General features: G+C 48.4%; 18 protein-coding genes. 9 read left to right on the forward strand and 9 right to left on the reverse strand.

The window, feature by feature from the left end:
• Complete coding sequence (locus JOY44_RS17885) at positions 1–336, reverse strand: thioredoxin family protein (protein ID WP_171574950.1); 336 nt, start codon at positions 334–336, stop codon at positions 1–3.
• Positions 337–493: 157 nt separating this feature from the next.
• Positions 494–1276 (reverse strand): PspA/IM30 family protein, encoded by a 783-nt coding sequence (locus JOY44_RS17890; RefSeq protein ID WP_171574951.1) that lies wholly within the window; start codon positions 1274–1276, stop codon positions 494–496.
• A 137-nt stretch (positions 1277–1413) separates the two neighbouring features.
• Between JOY44_RS17890 and JOY44_RS17895 the strand changes: the two genes are divergently transcribed.
• Positions 1414–1977: a Uma2 family endonuclease gene (locus JOY44_RS17895; RefSeq protein WP_171574952.1), complete on the forward strand. Its 564-nt coding sequence runs from the start codon at positions 1414–1416 to the stop codon at positions 1975–1977.
• A gap of 657 nt (positions 1978–2634) precedes the next feature.
• Here JOY44_RS17895 and JOY44_RS17900 read toward each other — a convergent pair.
• Complete coding sequence (locus JOY44_RS17900) at positions 2635–3276, reverse strand: IS630 family transposase (RefSeq protein WP_171571819.1); 642 nt, start codon at positions 3274–3276, stop codon at positions 2635–2637.
• Positions 3189–3605, reverse strand: a complete 417-nt coding sequence (locus JOY44_RS17905; RefSeq protein WP_171571820.1) for a helix-turn-helix domain-containing protein — start codon at positions 3603–3605, stop codon at positions 3189–3191. The genes JOY44_RS17900 and JOY44_RS17905 overlap by 88 nt, the downstream gene beginning before the upstream one ends.
• A 50-nt stretch (positions 3606–3655) precedes the next feature.
• Here JOY44_RS17905 and JOY44_RS17910 point away from each other — a divergent pair, with 50 nt between their 5' ends.
• The gene (locus JOY44_RS17910) at positions 3656–4156 is read left to right on the forward strand and encodes a pentapeptide repeat-containing protein (RefSeq protein WP_171574953.1); all 501 of its coding nucleotides are present in this window, start codon (positions 3656–3658) and stop codon (positions 4154–4156) included.
• A 217-nt stretch (positions 4157–4373) separates the two neighbouring features.
• Here the strand turns inward: JOY44_RS17910 and JOY44_RS17915 are convergent, their stop codons facing one another.
• Positions 4374–5117 carry a PspA/IM30 family protein gene (locus tag JOY44_RS17915; RefSeq protein ID WP_171574954.1) on the reverse strand — a complete coding sequence of 248 codons (744 nt, stop codon included), beginning with the start codon at positions 5115–5117 and terminating at the stop codon, positions 4374–4376.
• 52 nt (positions 5118–5169) lie between these two features.
• Complete coding sequence (locus JOY44_RS17920; RefSeq protein ID WP_171574955.1) at positions 5170–6600, reverse strand: SPOR domain-containing protein; 1431 nt, start codon at positions 6598–6600, stop codon at positions 5170–5172.
• 283 nt (positions 6601–6883) lie between these two features.
• Here JOY44_RS17920 and JOY44_RS17925 point away from each other — a divergent pair, with 283 nt between their 5' ends.
• Both JOY44_RS17925 and JOY44_RS17930 read left to right on the forward strand, forming a co-directional pair.
• Positions 6884–7444: a DUF721 domain-containing protein gene (locus JOY44_RS17925; protein ID WP_171574956.1), complete on the forward strand. Its 561-nt coding sequence runs from the start codon at positions 6884–6886 to the stop codon at positions 7442–7444.
• A gap of 543 nt (positions 7445–7987) precedes the next feature.
• Positions 7988–8299, forward strand: a complete 312-nt coding sequence (locus JOY44_RS17930; protein ID WP_171574957.1) for a hypothetical protein — start codon at positions 7988–7990, stop codon at positions 8297–8299.
• 316 nt (positions 8300–8615) lie between these two features.
• On the opposite strand, the gene menB is transcribed toward JOY44_RS17930, so the two are convergent.
• Complete coding sequence (gene menB, locus JOY44_RS17935) at positions 8616–9449, reverse strand: 1,4-dihydroxy-2-naphthoyl-CoA synthase (protein WP_171574958.1); 834 nt, start codon at positions 9447–9449, stop codon at positions 8616–8618.
• 161 nt (positions 9450–9610) lie between these two features.
• Between menB and JOY44_RS17940 the strand changes: the two genes are divergently transcribed.
• Positions 9611–10762, forward strand: a complete 1152-nt coding sequence (locus tag JOY44_RS17940; protein WP_171574959.1) for a CobW family GTP-binding protein — start codon at positions 9611–9613, stop codon at positions 10760–10762.
• A 15-nt stretch (positions 10763–10777) separates the two neighbouring features.
• On the forward strand, positions 10778–11059 hold the full coding sequence (locus JOY44_RS17945) for a (2Fe-2S) ferredoxin domain-containing protein (protein ID WP_171574960.1): 282 nt from the start codon (positions 10778–10780) through the stop codon (positions 11057–11059).
• Positions 11060–11118: 59 nt separating this feature from the next.
• Here the strand turns inward: JOY44_RS17945 and trxB are convergent, their stop codons facing one another.
• Together trxB and JOY44_RS17955 are read right to left on the reverse strand one after the other, a co-directional pair.
• Positions 11119–12504 carry a thioredoxin-disulfide reductase gene (gene trxB / locus JOY44_RS17950; RefSeq protein ID WP_171574961.1) on the reverse strand — a complete coding sequence of 462 codons (1386 nt, stop codon included), beginning with the start codon at positions 12502–12504 and terminating at the stop codon, positions 11119–11121.
• A gap of 119 nt (positions 12505–12623) precedes the next feature.
• On the reverse strand, positions 12624–12938 hold the full coding sequence (locus tag JOY44_RS17955) for a hypothetical protein (protein WP_203032049.1): 315 nt from the start codon (positions 12936–12938) through the stop codon (positions 12624–12626).
• Positions 12939–13317: 379 nt separating this feature from the next.
• Between JOY44_RS17955 and JOY44_RS17960 the strand changes: the two genes are divergently transcribed.
• From JOY44_RS17960 to JOY44_RS17970, 3 genes are all read left to right on the forward strand, one after another.
• Complete coding sequence (locus JOY44_RS17960) at positions 13318–16203, forward strand: filamentous hemagglutinin N-terminal domain-containing protein (protein ID WP_171574962.1); 2886 nt, start codon at positions 13318–13320, stop codon at positions 16201–16203.
• A gap of 205 nt (positions 16204–16408) precedes the next feature.
• The gene (locus JOY44_RS17965; protein WP_171574963.1) at positions 16409–19087 is read left to right on the forward strand and encodes a filamentous hemagglutinin N-terminal domain-containing protein; all 2679 of its coding nucleotides are present in this window, start codon (positions 16409–16411) and stop codon (positions 19085–19087) included.
• The gene (locus JOY44_RS17970) at positions 19084–21645 is read left to right on the forward strand and encodes a CHAT domain-containing protein (RefSeq protein WP_171574964.1); all 2562 of its coding nucleotides are present in this window, start codon (positions 19084–19086) and stop codon (positions 21643–21645) included. The genes JOY44_RS17965 and JOY44_RS17970 overlap by 4 nt, the downstream gene beginning before the upstream one ends.
• Positions 21646–21700 lie beyond the last annotated feature (55 nt).

Here is a 21700-nt window from a genome sequence, read left to right on the forward strand (position 1 = left end):
TCAGGATGCTGCTGACATGTTGGCAGTCAAAAATGCTTCAATCTGTTGCTTTGGAATCGCTCCTTCAACGGAAGCAACAACCGCGCCTGCCTGAAAGAGGCGAAAGGCAGGAACTCCATCCACTTTATAGGTTTTAACGGATGTTGGATTGGGATCAACTTCCATTTTGATCACCTTTAGGCGATCGCCATAATCCGCTGCTACAGCGTCCATCATTGGAGCCATCAAGCGGCAAGGACCACACCAGGGTGCCCAAAAATAGACCAGCACGGGCTGTTCGGCTTGCAACACTTCCGCCGAAAATTCAGCATCTGTGATTATCGTGACGCTACTCATACCCTTTCCTAAATAGTATTCAAAACAAAGCCTCCGTATTTTGACTTGTTTTGAACCTTCAAGGCAAATACAGTCAATATAGAAGGCTAGGAAAATAACTGTGATGATGACCGTTAGCGATCGCCTAGTAAAGACTATTCAGCTAACTCCTCACAACCTAAAGTTGGTCGAGCTTTGTTTTCAACGCTTCCAGTTCGGCATCTACCTCAGGGCTACTCGCCTGCTGAGCAGTCGCTTTGTCTGCCGGAGCGCTAGAAGGAAGCTGGGCTTTGTCTTGAGCACCGCCTAATAGCTGGGCCTTCATGGCTGCCAGTTCATCATCCACATCGCCGCCTGATTCCAACAGGGCAAACTGACTTTCCAAATCCGCTCCTGCCAATTCTGCTGCTGCTTGAGACTTTGCCTCCATTTGCAGCACTTTTTCTTCCATGCGCTCAAAGGCTCCCATGGCGCTACCAGTGCCCATACGACCCACCACGTTTTGCAGTTGCTCGTTGGCTTTTGCCGCCGATGCCCGGGCTTTGAGCATGTCTTTTTTAGTTTTGGCTTCCGAAATCTTACCTTCGAGCGCAATCAGATTACGCTTTAAGGTATCGACCATCGTACTTTGCTGGTCAAGTTGGGTTTTGAGCGAGGCAGCAGTTTCAGAATTGGTCTTTTTACGAACCAAAGCTTCCCGCGCCAACCCTTCATCACCCTTTTGAATTGCCAACTGTGCCCGTTGCTGCCAGTTGTTTGCTTCGGTCTGAGCCTGGTTATGTTGCTGCTGACTACGCTTTTGACTTGCGATCGCGCTTGCTACTGCCTGACGCATTTGCACCAGGTCTTCCTGCATATCAATAATCGTTTGCTCTAGAATCTTTTCGGGGTCTTCAGCTTTACTGACGACATCGTTTAGATTTGCACGTACTACCCGGCTAACACGGTCAAACAATCCCATGACTGCCAATCCTTAATTTTGTAAGAAGCATAATCTCCAGTGTAGGACGTCAATCCGCGATCGCCCATTCACAGAGAATTTTTTAAGATAGATCAAGCTAGCATAACCAGTAAGAATGCTCATTATTGGAGCGAACCATGGTTCAAACCCCAGAAAAAACCGTGTCTTTGGAAGAGTTTCTACAACGGCCAGTAACCAAACCTGCCAGCGAATACATTAATGGCAAAATTATTCAAAAGCCAATACCCCAAGGACACCACAGCACAATTCAAATAGAACTCGGTAGCTTTATCAATACAACTCTAAAATCACAGAAGCTTGCTAGAGCATACACAGAACTGCGTTGCACCTTTGGTGGTCGTTCAACCGTGCCCGATGTCACAGTGTTTCTTCAAGAAAGAATTCCGCGTGAACCTGATGGCAGAGTTGCCAACGTTTTTCCCATTCCTCCCGATTGGACGATTGAAATCCTCTCGCCCGACCAACGCACCACTCGCGTCACTCTAAATATTCTGTACTGTCTGGAACACGGCACTCAACTCGGCTGGCTAATTGACCCAGAAGAAAGCCTAATTTTGATTTATTCCCCCGGTCAACAAGTCGAAGCATTTGAAGATCCAACCGCCGTTCTGCCCGTTCCCGCTTTTGCCGCTGGCTTAACCCTAACCCTAGGCGAAGTTTTCGGCTGGCTGCTGGAGTAAGCCTCCAGAAAAAGCTTTAGTACTCCTGTTTCTATTAGAAACATTCATCTCCTCAGCCAGATGCTTCAACCTTCTAAGCGATCGCTTCTCCTGGCTAGTCTCATCGGTATTCCCCTCATCCTCATTGCTCTCTGGCAACTCCCCAAACTCCAAGTTGCTCCTCTGCAAGAACGGATGAAGCTCATCACCAACCCCGAAAAGCTGGCTGATCTGGAAAAAGAACGCATCGTTGCTGAAAACAACATCCGCACAGGCATGATTCAAGGCATTGCTGGTTTGTTCGTTGCGATTACTGCTTACGTCGCTTGGCGAAACCTGAAAGAAACCCAGCGAAATATTGCTCTGACACAGCGAAACGTCGAAGCAACTGAAGCCAGACAAGTCGCCGAACGCTTCAGCAAAGCTGTAGAACTTTTGGCAAATGAAAGTATCCACGCCCAATTAGGCGGCATTTATGCCTTAGAAAAAATTGCCCAATCAGAAGACGATTACTACTGGCAAGTCATGGAAACCTTGACTGCCTACGTCCGCGAAAAGTCACCTGCTTTTACTGACATGACAAACACCGAAGAGAGCTTATCTCTAAAAACCGATATTCAAGCAGTAATGACTGTCATTGCCCGTCGCAAATATTCCTATCTACGGCGGATTGCAGTGTTAAGAGGGACAGTAACAGCAGTGTGCAAACCAGTTGTGCAAATGTTGAGGATCTATCAAATCCATCGCTGTGGCAATGAGGGTATCTACCCTTTTCGAGGTTGTCGGCGAGAACTGTCTTAGGAAAGCCTTTAACTGTGACCACCAATGCTCAATCGGATTAAATTCGGGAGAGTAAGGAGACAGATACAGAACCTTCGCTCCAACCGCCTCAATTAAAGGTGCAATGGCTTTTACCTTGTGAGCAGGCAGGTTATCCATGACCACGACAGCCCCTTTCCACAGTTGAGGCACAAGACACTTTGAGACGTACACCTCAAAGACAACCGCGTCCATCGACTGATCTATCGTCATCACAGCCAGCACCTTTGAGACGGTAATCGCGCCCATGACACTCACCTTCTTGCCCCGATAAAAAGGTTTGAAGTCATACGCTCGTTCCCCAGGTGCAGCACGGGCATGGGTTCGCATGAGTCCCAGTAGAACACCCATCTCATCGAGAAACACTAAATCTTTGAGTTCTATACTCGTCACCTGTGCCCAGTACTCCTGTCTCAGGAGTTGGACTCGTTCGCTGGTGGCTTGGCTGGAGCGGAGCGTTTTTTTTTGCGCGGTAAATTGAGTCTCTGAAAGGTTCGGCACATAGTACTTTGGCTAACCCATAGCCCAGTCTCATCAAAGAGTAGCTCACAATATTCCGCTAAGGTCGCATCGCGCTGGTTCTCGAAGATCGCCACTAACTGGTCTTTGTGCTCCATCACAGGACTCACCGAACCACCCTGCTTATGGGGAACGACGTGACCTTCTGTGCGCTTCTGAATCATCCATCTCTCGACGCAACTCTTGCTGACAGCAAAGCGGGCAGCAACTTTTCGGATCGAGCTATCACCCTTCTCCATAGCACTTACAATCTTCTCTCGAAAGTCTATGGAATACGGCTTCATTTTTGACCCAACGTTGTAATCCTTCATTGTCCTCTATCTGACTGCAATCCGCTGTAGATTCTGCGGAACCTTATACTTTGAACTTAACGAAAGTTGACTTGCGGAGTGTGCAACTTCCTCAATATGCCCAATTGTCAGGTATAGATTTTTCCGACTCTAATCTGCAAGGAGCAATGCTTACAAAGACTGAATTAGAAGGCGCAAGTTTCTTAAGAGCTAATCTTCAAGAAGCTGAATTTGTGGGCGCTAACTTGAAAGGAGTATGCTTCTTCGCAGCTAACTTGCAAAATGCATGTCTTGAGTTAGCTGATTTGCAGGATGCAGATTTAACAAGAGCGAAACTGCAAAAGGCTCAACTTGGTGGCGCAAAGCTTCATGGAGCTTGGTTTTTAGAGACTGATCTGCAAGAAGCAAAATTTAAGCAAAAGCAGCTTTATCTCAGTGCAGAGGGACTCATATGGGATAGCGTGATACACGCTAAGAACTGGCAAGAAGCAGAGTTGCCGGATTATTTATTGCAAAACCGACCTGTTGAGGAAGTTGAAGAGAAAGCGGACGAACGGGAATCGGAGCAGTAAGTCTAAGCAACTTTGGCGAAGATGGCTTGGGGCAAGAGTTCGCCTTGTGACTTGTACCACTCTACAAGGCTGTCAATTATCTCTTGACCATTTCTTGCAGCTTCTTCGTAGGTGCTGCCATGCATCACAAATTGCTGGATCGGAAATTCTGGCAGATGTACAGGTAAAGCTGATCTGTTTCAGACCAATAAATGACCATGCTGTAGTGATTTATGGTCTAACCCTCGCGGATTTGCTGGCGGAGTTTTTCTAGTTCCGGGTCGGCAGATTGACTAGCTGGAAGTTGAACGGTTGAACTCGTGCCAGAGAGAGCTTGCGATTTCATTGATTCTAGCTCTGCATCAATGTCATCAGCTTGACCGAGTTTTTCAAACCGCTGTTCTAAATCGTCCATGCTGAGTTCAGTGATGGCTTCCGACTGGGCTTCCAGTTGCAGCACCTTCTCTTCCATGCGATCGAACGCTTGCATGGCACTACCAGTTCCCACGTTACCCATCATTTCATTGATTTGCTGAGTAGCTTTGGCAGAACGGGCACGAGCAATGTAAAGATCTTTCTTTGTTTTCGCTTCAGAAATTTTATTTTCCAGCTTTCTCATGTTTTGCTTAAGCTGATCCACCACTCCAACTTGCTGGGTCAGTTGAGCTTGCATTGCTGTAGCGGTTTCTTCATAGGATTTACGGCGTACAAGTGCTTCTCTTGCCAACTCTTCTTCCCCTTTTTGCAGGGCAAGCTGCGCTCGCCTGTACCACTCATCGGCTGTGGTTTTCGATTGGGAGTATTGCCGCTCGGTACGTTTCTGGGTCGCGATCGCCTGTGCTACGGCTTGCCGCAGTTGAATCAGGTCATCCTGCATATCCAACACAACCTGTTCCAAGATCTTTTCAGGATCTTCTGCCTGACTGATCAGCGCATTCAAGTTGGCACGAATCACCCGCCAGATTCGGTCAAAAAATCCCATGACATTCCCACAGGTAAAAGAGCATGTCAATCATACTACCCTACCTTTTCGGTTAAGGCTTTATCCCTTCTGGCTTATAAATTTCTGCTTGCACTCCCTGTTGACGCAATTGTTCAACACGAGCTTTAGCAGCACCTTCATTTTCAAAAGAGCCAAGCTGTACTTTTGCTCCAGCCGGATAATTTTGCAAATAGGCATCGGGCACTTTTTGCTGTGCTTCATCTAAAGAGCGATCGCTGCTATAGGGAGTTACAACCTTATAATCAAGCTCTCCTACGGGAGCAGGCTGTTGAGATGGCGTTGGAGCAGGAGCAACAGTGGGAAGTTCTGGCTTCACAGGCTCAAACCTGACAGGCGGCGCAACATAGGATTTAGCAGGCAGCGCAGAACTTTGCGCTGGAGCAGAACGGTAAGGCTGAGCCGAGGGTCTATAGCGAGGAATAGGAGCCGAGGGTTTAGGTAACGACACTCTAGAAGTCGATGGCGCTGAGCTTGAAATAGGTGCAGAGGAAGAAAATGAAGACGCAGCATCAGGAAGGGGTTCTGCAACTCTTAGATTTGCAGCGCTGATTGGCACAGGCTCAGAAGATTGCGTTAGCCCATTAGTAGAAGTTGAATTGCCAGAAAGCCCTAAGTTTACAGGTTGAGTACCTTTGACCGGACTCCCTACATTGCCCGATGGAGGAGTGCCCATGCTTACAGTAGGCGCTACTTCAACAGAGCCTAATGTTTGCAAGCTTAAATCGGGAAATTCACGGCTGGCAAGATTGGGTTGAGGCGCATTAGCCATGCCAGCAGTAGAGTTGTTTGGAGTGAAAGTAGAGGCTCCTGGAGAATTGGCAACTGTTTGAATCTCTTTACCATCAAAGAAACGGCTGATGCTGGCTGGATTCATCACTAAAAAGCCAAACATCGCGCTAGACAGCAGCAACAACAACATAGACCCCATGCCTAACGGGGTCAGCAAACTTTGCAAAAAGCTTTGCTCGGCTTGAACTTCTGCCTCCTCAGCGGCGAGACTTCGCAACAATTCAGAGGACTCTAAATAGTAGTCTGGGCTAACTTCATCCAAAGCTGACTCTGCTCCATCGGCAACCTGTGCCGCATATTGGGCGGCCAGTTCTTTCAATTCAGAGTCGTTTGAAATAGATAAGTTGGCTTGCTCAGGCACAGCCGCGATCGCCAAGTTCAGTCCAACGGTTGCCGGCGATCGCTCTAATGTCAGTTCAGCGTTGGATGTAACTTGCTGAGATGGAGAGGATTCAGGGATTGGCGCAGTTGAGATTAGGTCAAGACTTTTTGGCGCTTTTCGATAAGCCGCAGGGCGAGGAGAATAGGTCGCTTTGCCAAGCGCTTTTTGCCGTCGGTACCGAGAAAGTTCTTCATCAAGCTGAATATCGGAACATGCAAAAGCTCTCTGCAACAGTGGATGCAGCGATTGAGCATAAGCTTTAGAAGACGTTATTGTAGAAGACTGACGCATTTCAAAACTCCCAACCAATTCCTCATCAAATCACCCAAGCGATCCACCCCACAACCAATCGAAGTTCAGTGTTTCAAAATCAAGAGAATACGATACTATCTAGCTGACTTACGGCGAGGTATAGATGCCGATGCTCTCCAAGGTAAAAACCAAATTTCGCACAGTATCTCTAATCAATTGAAATTTAAGTTGAACCTGAGCCAAAGTTATACACTTCTTTATCTGACATTGATCACTTTTTTTAATTACATTTTTTAATCTTTTATTGCAGATCTTGCAAATCATGGCTTTTCATTCGCTCAACCATGTCCTTGGTTCTTTAGAAAACCAGTATAAGCAGCAACACCAGAAGCAGTTTCAACAGGTTTTGGGGCACTGGCAAACGGTGGTTGGAGCCGTCGTTGCGGCACAAACTCGCCCAACCTCAATTCAGCGAGGAGTGCTTAAAGTTGCAACTTCTAGTTCTGCTTGGGCACAGAATCTTGTGTTTGAGCGCCAGCGTATTTTGGAGAAGCTGAATCAAGTTTTGCCGCGATCGCTGACCGATATTCGTTTTTCTACAGCTCAGTGGGCAGAGATTCCCTTAGCAACCTTTCCCGGTGAACAGGATCAGAGAGAGCTATGGCAGTCTCATCCTAGTCGTTTGCCAGGGGCGGCTATTCCGCATCCCACCCCCGCTGCATCGCCCTCAGATACTCCGCTACTGGCGTTCCAAAATTGGTCGATGGTCGTGCGATCGCGAACCAAACACCTTCCCCGCTGTCCTCAATGTCATTCACCCACTCCAGCAGGTGAACTAGAGCGTTGGCAAGTTTGTTCACTCTGCGCGGCAAAACATTGGTAGCCAAGCTTCGACTCAGCTTATCAATTTGCAAAGTGACAACAATCACATGTTCTAGTGAGTTAGAACATGCACAAATTTTTCCAAGGAGCCAATATTAACTAGCCGTTAGTAATTGGGTGGCATAATGAGCGCAAAGGTTAAACGAACGCGAAGGTTATCTTAGCAGTCGAAAAGCAGTCGAAAATCAATCTCTAAGCTCTTTCAAAAGTGAGATTTTTTCTCTTATGGTCGGTGGATAAGATACTTCTATAGATACCGATCCCCAAAAAAAGACTCATTTTTAATAAGGTTCTTTCAAAAAACCGCTTTTACATTTTCTTGATCCCTGTAGGTTTTTGGTGTAAATCAAGAGATTTACAAAAAACACATACAAATTTAGATTCGGTTCTTCCAAATCTGAAAAGAATCTAAAAATTTCTTTTTGTCTTGAATCGCTCAAAGTTCATTACTGCTGTGAATTCAAAGTGAAAAGATGCTCGAAAAGTAAAAAATCGTTAGCTGAAAATGGGGATCATCACTTCTTGCTCACTTTAAAAAACTTTTATGAACTCTCCTGAATCGTCAATCTCGCTCTGTCGCAACTGTCGTTACTACCTTCCTGAAGGACGACGTGGAGGGCAGTGCCAAAAGCTAAATGTCTCTGTCAAAAGTCAGTGGAATGCCTGTAGTCTATCGGATTCTCCTTTTCTTTTACCCTGGAATGGACTGGGAGATATTATAATCTGGCAACAAAAAGCTTTAGAAGTGCAAGGAAGTGTTGAAGCCAATGCTTTTCGTAAGGTCTCCCCTAGCCAAGAGGTGTCTCAACCTGTGCCGATGATGCTCAGCAGTGCAACATCATCCCGTCGGGTTTAGCCATTAGAGGCCACTAGAATTTAAACACTTTGCATAAGGAGTAGGTCGTTGAAATCCTATCAAGGTGGGGTTTTGCTCCTCATTTGAGCTAAGCGCAATTTGACTGAGCGTGCGATCGACATTTTTGGCTGAAGTCTTAAAACTCTCAAGGCCGTTATGCCTTAAATCATGGTGCTACACATTCACCTACTGCCGTCGACACCTCTTGTTAGGATGGGGAGGTGCCGACGGGTTTGGTTGTCGCCTTCTCAAATTAAAATGGCGTGCTCATGGCTTGAGCGAAGCCAACTGCGTGAGCTTTTCAAGATAATTGGTTTTAGGGTAACCAGGGATATTGACGGAAGTCGGGCGATCGCTTCTCTAAAAATGCCTTTTTACCCTCGGCTCCTTCTTCAGTCATGTAATAGAGCAGAGTAGCGTTGCCTGCAAGTTCCTGTAATCCAGCTTGACCATCGCAATCAGCATTAAACGCCGATTTGAGGCAGCGAATGGCGATCGGACTTTTGGCTAGAATTTCCTGCGCCCACTGAATTCCTTCAGCTTCTAGTTGTTCTGTGGGAACAATGCAATTAATTAAGCCCATGTCTAACGCTTCAGCCGCATTGTATTGACGGCATAAATACCAGATTTCTCTCGCTTTTTTTTGTCCCACAAGCCGCGCCAGATAGCTAGCCCCAAAGCCACCATCAAAACTGCCGACTTTGGGGCCTGTTTGCCCAAAGATGGCGTTATCAGCCGCGATCGTCAGGTCACAGAGAATGTGTAGCACATGACCGCCACCGATCGCGTATCCTGCCACTAGCGCAATGATGACTTTGGGCATAGAGCGGATTAGCTTCTGCAAATCCAAAACATTCAGCCGGGGCACTCCAGCTTCATCAACGTACCCTGCTTCTCCCCGAACACTTTGGTCGCCGCCAGAGCAGAAGGCATATTTACCATCCGTGTGAGGTCCGGCTCCGGTAAACAAAACTACCCCAATCCGAGTATCTTCACGGGCGTTCCAAAATGCATCATAAAGTTCCACGACCGTTTTTGGGCGAAAGGCGTTGCGCTTGTGGGGTCGGTTGATGGTGATTTTAGCAATCCCATCTGCTTTGTGATAGAGAATGTCTTCGTAGGTTTTGGCAATTTGCCAGTCGATTTGCATAGGGAACTAGGGGCTAAGGTGAGGACAAAAGATAAATTGTGAACCGTCAGACCACAATAAGATCAGCAATAATGGAAGCAGTATTTTGACTAAAGCACTATCGTTAGTCTTTACTACTTATTTCTCTTTGTTATCTTCTGACGTTTTCGGTTATTGATACTATGCAATCTGCATCAACTCCTACTTCAGTCATGAATGCGCCCAAAGTTGGGTTGCCTGTTACCATCATTACTGGATTTTTGGGCAGTGGCAAAACGACCCTGCTTAATCACATTCTGACCAATCAGCAAGGGGTAAGAACGGCTGTATTGGTTAATGAATTCGGTGAAATTGGCATTGACAATGAGTTAGTCGTTGCCACAGGCGATGACATGGTGGAGTTGAGTAATGGCTGTATCTGTTGCACCATTAACAATGATTTGGTGCAGGCGGTATACAAGGTTTTAGAACGCCAAGACAACATTGATTATGTTGTGGTAGAAACCACAGGATTGGCTGACCCATTGCCTGTAGCGATGACTTTTTTGGGAACCGAACTGCGAGACATGACTCGGTTAGATTCCATTATTACCGTGGTGGATGCTGAAAATTTCAGCTTGGATTTGTTTAACAGTCAGGCAGCGGTTAGCCAGATCACCTACGGTGATATTATCTTGCTAAATAAAGCGGATCTGGTGGATGAAGAGAAGCTAACCCATTTAGAAGCTCGTTTGCGCGAAATGAAAGAAGGCGCAAGAATTTTGCGCTCGGTGAAGGGAAAGGTGCCGCTACCTGCCATTCTCAGCGTGGGTTTATTTGAGTCAGATCAGTATTTTGAGAATGAGCAACCAGCGGCTAAGGAACCGAAACTAGAAACTGCTCATGATCATCACGATCATCAACACGACCATGCTGAACCTGATCACGCAGATCATTCTAATTGCGATCACGATCATGACGAATGCCTTCATGACCATGCTCATCATGATCACGCCCATCACTCCAACCATCTGGAAGAAGACGGGTTTACATCAGTGTCATTTCAGAGCGATCGCCCCTTCGACATCAAAAAGTTTCAGCACTTTTTAGATCATCAGTTACCCGCCAGTGTATTCCGAGCTAAAGGGATTCTTTGGTTTCAAGAAAGCCCTAAACGCCACATCTTTCACCTGAGTGGCAAGCGGTTTTCACTGGACGATGACGATTGGAAAGGCGAACCTAAAACTCAGTTGGTGCTGATTGGTCAGGGCTTAGATCACGACACTCTGTTGGCACAAGTCAAGCATTGCATCGGTACCTCTTCAGAGCACCGGGGGAAAGGCTTTGGCAAATGATTGTTGGGATAGCCCATGACGCAAGTGTTTGTTTGTCTACATATCAACTGCATCCGGAACGGCTCAGAGTCGGTTTTACGGGCATTTCAAGAAAATCCAGTTGTTGATGTGGAAGTGATTGCAAGTGTATGTCAAGGACAGTGCAATATGGGGGCAACAGTGCGCGTGTTGCCCGATAACATTTGGTACTGTCGAGTCAAACCAGAGGATGCGATCGAAATTGTTCAGCAGCACTTAAAAGATGGTGAGCCAGTCGCTCGCCTGCTTCATCCGCGTATTCATCCCCGGTGGAACTAGGTGTCGGGTGTCAGGTAGGGATGACAGAAAGCTCATCCCTGCCCCCGAACCTCTACGCTCTACAGATTTGCCTCAATCACCTCGCGATACTGGCTCTTCTGCTTCACGCCTTTTAACTCGCCCACTTTTTCCTTGTGCTTAAATACCTGAATTGTTGGGGTACCGACAATTCCAGCAGCTTCGGCAATGTCAGGATCTTGCTCAATGTCAATATTGATGTAGTGAACTTTGCCGTCATACTCATCAATCACTTTACTGAACATGGGCTTGAGAGTATGGCAAGGACCGCATTGCGGCGAGGAGTAAAAGACCAAAATGGGGCGATCGCTCTCGTGGTATAGCTTCCGCAACGCATAGCCGCCAGAGTGACGAGTTGCATCGGGGTTAAACTCTGAGGATTGCTCATCCTCAGTTTTCTTGGTTGGCACATCAGCGGGACGAGTTTCTGCCTCTTTGGTTTGGTGAAACTCCTGCACCAAACTGTTTGCCGACAGGTAACGCTCTGCTACCATTGCCGCCATACAGCCGGTTCCTGCTGCGGTGATTGCCTGCCGATATTCGTGATCCTGTACATCACCCGCTGCATACACACCTTCAATATTCGTTTCGACAGAACCCTGCTGGGTGGCGATGTACCCCACCTCATCTAGCTCTAGTTGTCCTTTGAATAAAGCAGTGTTAGGCGTATGACCGATCGCGTAGAACAAACCTTTGACGTGCAGTTCACTTTCTATTCCTGTGCCTCTATCCCTTAGCTTCACACCTTTCATGTGGTCCGCTTCACCAAACACATCCAAAATATCGGTGTTCCAATGCACCGTAATCTTATCGTTTTGCAACACTCGATCCTGCATCGCTTTACTGGCACGCATCTTTTCGCTCCGCACTAACAGATGCACATGGGAACCGTATTTGGTCAGGTACACAGCTTCTTCGGCAGCAGAATCGCCACCACCGACGACGGCAAGCTCAGCCGCTCGAAAAATCGGAGTTGCCCCATCACAAATCGCACAGGCAGAAATGCCCCGACTCCAAAATTGATGCTCTCCTGCTAATCCGAGTCGCTTTGCCGTTGCACCTGTGGCAATGATGACGCTGTGTGCCTTAAGTTCACAACTTTCTGATTTGATGACGAACGGACGTTGGCTAAAATCCACCTCCGTTACATCTTCCGTCACCAACTCGGCCCCCCACCGAATCGCCTGCTCTTTCATCCGCGTCATCAGCATCGGACCCGTAATTCCTTCAGGGAAGCCGGGGAAGTTTTCTACTTCCGTCGTAGTCATGAGTTGTCCACCGGGCAAGCCGCCCGCCTGAAATCCCTCAAACATAAATGGCTTCAAGTTTGCCCGCGCTGCATAAATCGCTGCCGTATAGCCCGCGGGACCCGAACCAATAATCACGACGTTTTCAATAGCTGAGTTTTCAGTGGTTACAGTAGCCATACTTTAAATAAACTCGTAACGACTACGCTTAGTATACTGCATATTGGCTCAAGATGCAGAGTGAGGGTGAGTGTGGACTAAATATCCATGTCGCGTTTCAATTTCAAACTGGCATAGTGTTAATCGTGAAATTTCATTTGAGAGGTTTGAGTAACTTTGCCGCTTTTGTCAAAGTCAACCTGGAAGCTAAACCAGGCGTAGTCACCCCAGGCAGCAGCACCATCGTTTCCATAGCCCCAGCTATTCGTCTCTAAGCCCTGAGCTGGAGCCGGAATACGCTTCAAAACCTCGGTTTTTGTCATTCCAGTTTGAATGCTGTCAAACCCGGCTTGGGTAAATCCTTTAGGTAACTGGGTATCGATTAAGGGATTCAAGACAAACACACTTTCGGTAAAACATTGAAGATAAATCGCTACAGGCAACGTAAGTAGCATGAAGCCAAACATGAATCTCTCAAACATTTACGCTGCGTCCTTCAATTGAGTGGATGTATCAGTCTGTTGTAAACCTAGACGTAACACCTTCCTGAATTGCTCCTTAGAAAACCAGGGCGATCGCCCATTTCAACAGTTTCGCTTTGTGAGTGTCGCTACACAACTCTAGGTTTGTTGATTGCAATTAACTTTTGAGGGTAATTGTCAAGAGTTAGTAATACCTAAGAAAGTAAGGGTATTTACGGGATTTAATTAGTTAGCAGGGTTTGAATATCGCATGGGTTTACGCGATCGCACGTAACCACTGATCGCACCATTCCCGAAATTTCTCTAGCCAATTTCCTGTAATTCACCTGTCCGTCACTCATCCTGGTTTTATATGAAATATGTTGCCGCGATCGCGTCTCTTCTGCTGGCTGCTAGCCATACTCCCGCTTTGGCACAAATCACCAGCGCCCCCGATGGCGCCAACACCGGGGTGAACCAGGCGGGCAACACCTTCAACATCATGGGTGGCACTCAAGCAGGCTCTAACCTATTCCACAGTTTGCAGCAGTTCGGACTCAACGCCGGACAAATTGCGAATTTTTTGTCGAACCCCGCGATCTCCAACATTCTCGGACGAGTCACAGGCGGCGACGCATCCATCATCAACGGACAAATCCAGGTCACAGGCAGCAACGCTAATCTATACCTGATGAATCCTGCTGGCGTTGTGTTTGGTGCCAACGCCAGTCTAAATGTGCCCGGTTCTTTCACCGCCACCACTGCGAACGGCATTGGTATTGGCGGCAACTGGTTTAACGCCGTTGGCAACAACGATTATGCTGCGCTGGTGGGCACACCTAACAGTTTCGCCTTTCTAGGAACGCAACCCGGAGCGATTGTTAACGCTGGTAACCTGGCAGTCGGAACAGGTCAAAGCTTGACGCTATTGGGCGGCACCGTGATCAACACTGGAACGCTCACTGCTCCCGACGGCACAATCACTATTGCGGCAGTTCCGGGCGAAAAACTCGTTCGCGTCACTCAAGATGGCAGCCTACTGAGTTTAGATTTACCTGTAGCCACAAAAGCCGTCCTCAACCCCACGACTCTTACGCCACTATCTTTGCCTGCTTTGCTCACAGGCAGCAATTTAGGCAACGCCACAGGAGTCTCGGTTGATGCCAATGGCGTTGTCCGGCTGACGAGTTCCAATACGGCAATTCCATCTCAAGCAGGAACCGCGATCGCCGGCAATCAACTGAATGCCGCTGGTGTGGCGGGTGGCACAGTTGCGATACTGGGTCAAAAAGTCGGGTTGGTTGGTGCGACGATTGATGCATCTGGCACAAACGGCGGTGGCACAGTATTAATAGGTGGCGATTATCAAGGCAAAGGCACTGTTCTCAATGCTCAACATACTTACGTCAGCCCTGATTCTGTGATTCGAGTTGATGCGGTGCAAACTGGAAACGGGGGACGGGCGATCGTTTGGGCGGATGACACAACGCAGTTTTATGGCACCATCAGCGCTCGTGGTGGTTTACAGTCCGGCAATGGTGGATTTGTTGAAGTGTCTGGGAAACAAAACCTGACTTTTGATGGCGGCGTGAATGTGCAAGCTCCAACGGGTGTAGCAGGGCAGTTGTTGCTTGATCCAGCCAGCGTTGTGACTGGAGCCAATGGAGCGGCCAACAATCAATTAGACGGCGATCGTGAAATTCTAGCTAGCGATCCAGGCGGCACATTTTTTATCTCAGCCGATCGCATTGTGCAGGCGTTAAGTACAGGCAATGTGGCGATCGCGGCAACCACCAACATTGATATTAATACCGAGATTAACGCTAGCGGCAATTTGATTCCCAGCATCTTGACTTTCACAGCACCCGAAATTAATCTCGGCGCTTCCGTAACAACTGCGCGTGGAAATATTATTTTTGACGGTGCGGTTCGAGTCACCAGTTCGCCTAGCATTGTTGTCAGCACAAACGGTGGTACTGGAGACATCACTTTTACCAGCACAATCGACAACCTAGGATTGACACCCTACCCACTTACGCTAAATGCAGGTGGCAACATTATCATTCAAGGCAATATTGGTTCAACTTCTGCACCGGGTGCTATCACCATAACTGCAGGCGGCAATATTATTGCCCAAAACACTACAGGCATACCAACGGATATTTCGACTAGCCGTACTTTTTTACCAATAAGCGCTGTTCCGGCTCCCGTAGAACTAGTCGCGGGTGGAAACATTGTGGTTGGAAACATCGATACTGATGGTTTTGGCAACTCCAGCTATGTTCGTTTAGTTTCTGGAGGAGATATTCAACTCAATACGATCGATACAGGGGCAGGGGGAATCGATATCACCGCAGGTGGCTCTTTTCGAGCGGTTGGTTCTCTCACCGAGGGTTTCGGTGGCGGGGATGGCATCATCAACGATCCAGCTCTAATTGATTATCTGGTAGGTCAAGGATTTGACCGTACTCAACTGTTAAACGCTACCCCAGATGGTTTTCCCCTTACCTCTCCAGGCGTTCGTATTTTCGGTGGTAACCTGCTTTTAAGTTTAATCTCTAGACCTTCGGATGTTCCAGCAGGGCAGCTTAAATCGCCGATTGTCATCCGTTATGGCGATCAGAAAGAGACGCTCGTCGATCGCACATACAACATTGATGGGTTTGTTAGTCGATTCACGATTTTGGGTGGTAGTCAGCAACCATTCCGTATGGGACCTGTGTTTGACGAAAATCTTCAATTCATCCCTTCTTCAGCCTATCCGTTATCGGCTTACAATCCAGTCACCAATAATTTTGCTTTTACATTCAATACGAGTCGAGCGTTAATTTACGGCACCAATGAATTTCCTGCTAACGCCAGCGGACTAGCAGCAGGGGTCGCTACGGGAGAAGGTACAGATTCCAGTCTTTACGGGGCTTTTCAAAACCGCGTTTTCGATCCAGTGCCTAAACCAGTTGATCCGGTCATCAATAATCCTGATGCTACCAATATTACTAATTCTGAGACTCCCAACACTCAAAGCAGCACTGCCACTGCAACAAGAGTGCAAACCGGAGATACAGGACAAGTTATTCAACGAAGAGTAGATGATCAAGCTCAGAATGCTTGCCAGCCAGCCACCACGATCGCATCTTCTACCCCATCCGAAACGCGATCGCTCAATACATCCGGTAATCCTTGTACGACTGCCAACGACGAAGCTCAAATTTTGAAAATTTTGGGTGAGGATTCAGAGCAACGTAAAGAAGTGAAATAAGGACGTTGCGATCGATTGCGGTTGGGTAGAGTCGCGATCGCGAAGTGTTATCGTAAAGCCGCTGAACAAGCAAAGCAAAAGGCGGAACAAGCCAGACGGGATGCTTTCCTCGACTGCCTAAAATGGGGTCGAGTGCGGAAAAAGTTGCAGTGGCATTGGGGTTATCTACGGAAGAGGTGACAAATCATCAATCGAGAGGTGAGAGATGAGTAAAATGAAGCGGAATGGAAGCGTATTCGTACAACTACTGCTAGCTGCGGTATTCTTTGCGCCAGGACAATCTCCCGTTTGGGCGCAAATTACCAGCGCTCCCGATGGAACCAATACGGGGGTGAACCAGGCTGGTAACGCCTTCAATATTACAGGTGGCACCCAGGCTGGCTCCAACCTGTTCCATAGCTTTCAGCGGTTTGGATTGAACGCCGGACAGATTGCTAACTTTCTCTCAAATCCCGCGATCGCTAACATTCTTGGACGAGTCACAGGCGGCGAAGCCTCGATCATTAATGGACGCATCCAGGTGACGGGCAGCAACGCCAACCTATTTTTGATGAACCCAGCGGGCATTATTTTTGGTGCTAATGCGTCGCTGAATGTGCCCGGTTCCTTCACTGCAACCACCGCTAACGCGATCGGCTTTCGTCCTGGGATTACTGGAGTGCCTAGTCAATGGTTTAACGCCACTGGAGTGAACAACTACAGCGCATTGGTGGGCGAACCCAACGCCTTTGTTTTTTCGGCTCTACAACCCGGCGCGATTATCAACGCGGGTAACTTGGCGGTCGGAACAGGACAAAACCTGACGTTGCTCGGTGGAACCGTCGTTAGCACGGGCACTCTTGCGGCTCCGGGTGGAACGGTGACTGTTGCGACGGTTCCTGGCAATCAGTATGTCCGCGTGGGTCAGGCAGGCAGCGTTTTGAGCTATGACTTGCCGTTAGCTGTGAAAAATACGGTCAACCCATTGACGACTCCACCCCTATCTTTGCCCCAATTGCTGACGGGCGGCACGCTGACCAATGCCACTGGTTTGACGGTTGCTAATGGAGTAGTGACGCTAACCGGCTTGGGCATTCCTGTGAGCGCTGGAGATGTGGTTGCCAAAAATGTGACGGCTGCAACGGCAACTCTGTCAGCCGCTAAAAACTTGACCCTGGTAGAAAGCCAACTTCGCACCACGGGCGATCTGAATCTATTAGCGAAAAATACCGTCACTGTACGAGATAGCGTTGCTACTCCAGTCACAATTAAATCGGGTAAGAACTTAACCATTCAAGGCAACCAAGGAATTGATATTTTGGCGCTGAATCATGCCCAGCCAGCGTTCCAAAGCGTGGGAAATCTAAGCATGATCAGCGATGGGATTATTTCTGGCGATGCTCATTATGCCAGCGGCAGTTTTTCTATTCGGAAATTAGACGGGACTCCAGGTACATTTATCAGTCTTTACGACCCCATTATCAGCGCCAATGGAGATGTCACTTTTGGAAATTACACAGGGGTGTCCTTGAAGGTGGAAGCGACAGGCAACATCACGACGGGAAATATCGAAATTACGGGGCCTGATCCGATATTTGCGGCTGCGCCTGTGGGGAGCGATCGCAGAATTTTAGGAGATTACCGCGCCGTGATTTTGCGGGCAGGCGTACCAGTTCTGGAAGAGACAGCATTCGCCACCAACCCAAACCCCAATCCGCCGTTTTCCATTCCTGCCGCAGGCACACTCTTCAACGGTAGCGCTCCGTCAGCCTCCGGTGGTCGAGTCACAGTTGGCAATCCTGCAAATCTTTCCGTACCAAGCATCCGGGCTGAATACATTGACATTTCCGCTCCCAATGGAATCTTAATCAATGGACCTGTTGACACGAATTATGTGAAGCTGACCTCCACGTCAGGGGATGTGGTCGTTCACTCAATCCGGTCAAGTTCTGATTTTGGTGCGCTTTCCGGAGACATTGACATCACCGCAGGCAAACTGTTCAAGGCAACAGGAACGCTTGATAGTTTGACAGGCTTTGATGTTGGTTTCAGAACTGGGTTAGAAAACTATTCTGAAGTTGATTCAACTCTAGTCCCCTTTCTGGTGCACAAAACAGGAAGCACGACTGCAAATGTTGTCAATACGATCGTCAATAGTAGTGAGTTCACCGAGCAAGCGATCGTCAATACCCCTATTAGCATCAGCTCCTTCTTGGGGGATATCACCATTCGCTATGCAGGTGGAGGAGCAGGAACAACTTTAACCCCTGGAGTGACTCTACAGGGTGGCGATGCGCCGTTTACAATCGGAGCAAACGTCTTTGCGGGTGGTGGCGATCCGTTTATTCCAGCCAACCCGGCCGACAATTTTTCCACCTTTGTTGCTAATCCATTTAGCCTGGTTAAAAATGAAACCTATTCGTTGGCAACCATTCCAGATAATGAAAGTGGCACAGTTGGAGCCATTATTCGGACAATCACTGGAGATGGCAGTTTGACGGTTTCGGTGCAGAATCGAGTGATTGGTATTCGTCCTACACCGACGCCAGTTCCTGAAGTGCAAACTCCAACTCAGGTACAAACGACCGCTCAAGCTGAAGCTCCTGGAAATACTGTGAGTTCACCTAGAAATACTGTGAGTTCAACAGCTCAACAAACCGTACAGCGTACATTTGTTCAACGGCAAGATTCGGAATGTGCCGCGACATCATCTAATTCTATTTCTGAAAATACTGGGCGATCGCCCAACTCATCCTCCACCAATCCCTGTACCTCAACCAGCGATGAAGCTCAGATTTTAAAGATTTTGGGCGAAGATGCCAAGCCAAACCAAAGCAACTATTTCATCCATCCATCGGTTGAGTTAGCTGGGCTGCTGCGATTAGTTGAGCAGCGATCTCAATGAATCGTTTTCAAGCTGTTTTAGGCGCGATCGCGACTGGTTTAATCATTATCAGTCCAGCAATACTTGATGCTGAACCAAGCCTCCCAACTCCCATTCTTAAGGGAAGTGAAGGTGAAATCCCTGCTGATCAGTTTTTGCAGGCAGGCGATCGCCATTATCAAGCAGGGCAAACAGAGCAAGCGATCGCAGCGTGGCAGCGGGCACAGAGAGCTTATCAACAGGTGCAAAATCGGCAGGGTGAGGGCACGGCACTTGCGAACCTGGGCATGGGCTACGTCACTTTAGAACGCTACCAAGATGCGGTGACAGTGCTAGAAACTTTTTTGCCCATCGCGCGATCGCTGAATGATCAACCGGGAGAGGCAAAGGCACTCGGCAACTTAGGTATCGCCTACAAAATGCTAGGCAGCTACGCCCCGGCAATTCAAGCCCATCGACAAGCTGGAAAGCTGATGCGGCAATTGGGTGATCGCTCCGGCTTAGGGCAAGTGCTGCTCAATCTAGGCAACGCCTTTGAAGCGGTGGGTGACTATGACAGCGCCGCGATCGCGTATCAGCAGAGTCTTAAGCTGGCTGAGGAATCTAAAGATCTGACTGGAACCGCGATCGCATTGAGCAACCTGGGGGCGGTTTACGCAAACCAAGGCAAAGATGAAGACGCGATCACTACCTTTCAGAAGAGCCTGTCAATTCACAAAGCCACCCAGAACGCAGCGGGAGAAGCTAGCACCCTGATTAACCTGGGTTCTACCCACCACAGCTTGGGGAAACGCGACGATGCTATTCGCTATTACCAGCAAAGTTTGGCGATCGCCCAGCAACTCAACAATCGCCATTTAGCTGGAGAAGCGTTAGGCAGCCTAGGACTGGCATATGAAGACTTAAAAGACTTTCCCAAAGCGATCGCCCATCATCGTCAAAGTTTAGAAATTGGGCGATCGCTAAACAACCCAGAAGCCATAGGCACAGCATTAAATAATCTGGCACATGCCCTGTTTGGAGCAGGTAACCTGGCAGAAGCCGAAACTACCTTGCGATCAGCCGTGACCCAATTAGATGCCCTCCGCCCTGGACTCAGCGACCTCTACCGTGTATCCATTTTTGATACGCAAGTGCATACCTATAGCCTATTGCAGCAAGTCCTCATTGCCGCTAAAAAATATGAAGCCGCTTTAGAAGTTGCCGAACAGGGGCGGGCACGAGCGTTTGTAGAGTTACTAGCGAAAAAGCAAGGATCAGGGGTCAAGAATCAAGCGACAAGCGGAAAAGAAGCAAGAACCTCCCACGCTGCACGCCGCACACCACAGGTCGCACTCGCCAATCCCCTTGCCTCTCCTTTCACCATCGCTCAAATTAAAGCGGTTGCCCGTCAGCAAAATGCAACCCTGGTGGAATACGCGATCGTGCCCGATGACGACTTTAAGTTTCGCGGCAAGCAGCGCGCCCGTGAATCAGAATTGCTGATTTGGGTCATACAGCCCTCTGGGCAAGTTGCTTTTCGTCGTGTTGATTTGAAACCACTTTGGCAGCAGAATCTTAGCTTGGCTCAATTGGTTAGTATTAGTCGCCAATGTCTTTATCCCACTACGAACTGCAATCGGCTATTAAATACTGCCCAAAAAATTCCTCCACAGACCGTTGAAAGCGATGCCAATACCCCTCGGCGATCGCGAAATCCAGCGATGCAGCGGCTCCATCAACTGTTGATTCAGCCGATCGCTGATCTGTTACCCAAGAAACCAGATGCTCGGATTGTTTTCATTCCCCAGGAATCTCTGTTTCTTGTACCTTTTCCCGCATTGCAAACAGCAAAGGGCACCTACCTGATTGAGCAACACACCCTACTCACCGCCCCTGCAATTCAAGTCCTCGACCTCACCCGCAAACAGCGATTGACGCAGAAAAGCAGTCAACCTATGTCCCGATCTCTGATTGTTGGCAATCCCACGATGCCTGTAATTGGTACTGAAGCCCTACCTCCTTTGCCCTCCTCTGAAACAGAGGCAAAACAGATTGCAGAATTGCTAAAAACGAAGGCGCTAATTGGCAGTCAAGCCACTGAACGCCAGATTGTTCAGGACCTTCCCAAAGCGAGACGGGCACATTTTGCAACCCATGGGCTACTGGAGTATGGTCAAGATTTAGGAGATGTGGGCATTCCAGGAGCCTTAGCGTTCGCGCCTTCCCCAGGAAGTCGCGCCCTTGCCTCTGACTCAGGCAACGATGGCTTGTTAACCTCCAACGAAATCTTGGATTTGCGCCTCGTCGCAGACTTGGTGGTGCTGAGTGCCTGCGATACCGGGCGCGGCAGAATTACTGGTGATGGTGTGATTGGATTATCGCGTGCGTTTATCTCTGCTGGCGTGCCTAGTGTCGTGGTCAGCCTGTGGGCAGTTTCCGATGTATCTACTGCAAATCTGATGGTGGCGTTTTACCAAGCATTGCAGCAACAGCCCAATAAGGCACAGGCACTACGACAGGCAATGTTAGAGACGATGAAAGTCTATCCGCGTCCTCTCGACTGGGCAGCATTTACGTTGATTGGGGAAGCAGAGTAGCCAAAACACCTCAATAATCTGGTTGCATATATACTTTCAATCCATCCACTGTAAA

The organism is Leptolyngbya sp. Cla-17 (genome assembly GCF_016807185.1).
Taxonomy (GTDB): Bacteria; Cyanobacteriota; Cyanobacteriia; order Leptolyngbyales; family Leptolyngbyaceae; genus ULC077BIN1.

Excerpts from the sequence above, each read along its gene's own strand:
- JOY44_RS17905 (WP_171571820.1), bottom strand. The coding sequence starts at position 3,605 with ATGAAGGATTACAACGTTGGGTCAAAAATGAAGCCGTATTCCATAGAC.
- JOY44_RS17970 (WP_171574964.1), top strand. The coding sequence starts at position 19,084 with ATGAATCGTTTTCAAGCTGTTTTAGGCGCGATCGCGACTGGTTTAATC.
- menB (WP_171574958.1), bottom strand. The coding sequence starts at position 9,449 with ATGCAAATCGACTGGCAAATTGCCAAAACCTACGAAGACATTCTCTAT.
- JOY44_RS17925 (WP_171574956.1), top strand. The coding sequence starts at position 6,884 with ATGGCTTTTCATTCGCTCAACCATGTCCTTGGTTCTTTAGAAAACCAG.
- JOY44_RS17960 (WP_171574962.1), top strand. The coding sequence starts at position 13,318 with ATGAAATATGTTGCCGCGATCGCGTCTCTTCTGCTGGCTGCTAGCCAT.
- JOY44_RS17955 (WP_203032049.1), bottom strand. The coding sequence starts at position 12,938 with ATGCTACTTACGTTGCCTGTAGCGATTTATCTTCAATGTTTTACCGAA.
- JOY44_RS17965 (WP_171574963.1), top strand. The coding sequence starts at position 16,409 with ATGAGTAAAATGAAGCGGAATGGAAGCGTATTCGTACAACTACTGCTA.
- JOY44_RS17930 (WP_171574957.1), top strand. The coding sequence starts at position 7,988 with ATGAACTCTCCTGAATCGTCAATCTCGCTCTGTCGCAACTGTCGTTAC.
- JOY44_RS17945 (WP_171574960.1), top strand. The coding sequence starts at position 10,778 with ATGACGCAAGTGTTTGTTTGTCTACATATCAACTGCATCCGGAACGGC.
- JOY44_RS17920 (WP_171574955.1), bottom strand. The coding sequence starts at position 6,600 with ATGCGTCAGTCTTCTACAATAACGTCTTCTAAAGCTTATGCTCAATCG.
- JOY44_RS17885 (WP_171574950.1), bottom strand. The coding sequence starts at position 336 with ATGAGTAGCGTCACGATAATCACAGATGCTGAATTTTCGGCGGAAGTG.
- trxB (WP_171574961.1), bottom strand. The coding sequence starts at position 12,504 with ATGGCTACTGTAACCACTGAAAACTCAGCTATTGAAAACGTCGTGATT.
- JOY44_RS17940 (WP_171574959.1), top strand. The coding sequence starts at position 9,611 with ATGCAATCTGCATCAACTCCTACTTCAGTCATGAATGCGCCCAAAGTT.
- JOY44_RS17895 (WP_171574952.1), top strand. The coding sequence starts at position 1,414 with ATGGTTCAAACCCCAGAAAAAACCGTGTCTTTGGAAGAGTTTCTACAA.
- JOY44_RS17890 (WP_171574951.1), bottom strand. The coding sequence starts at position 1,276 with ATGGGATTGTTTGACCGTGTTAGCCGGGTAGTACGTGCAAATCTAAAC.
- JOY44_RS17915 (WP_171574954.1), bottom strand. The coding sequence starts at position 5,117 with ATGGGATTTTTTGACCGAATCTGGCGGGTGATTCGTGCCAACTTGAAT.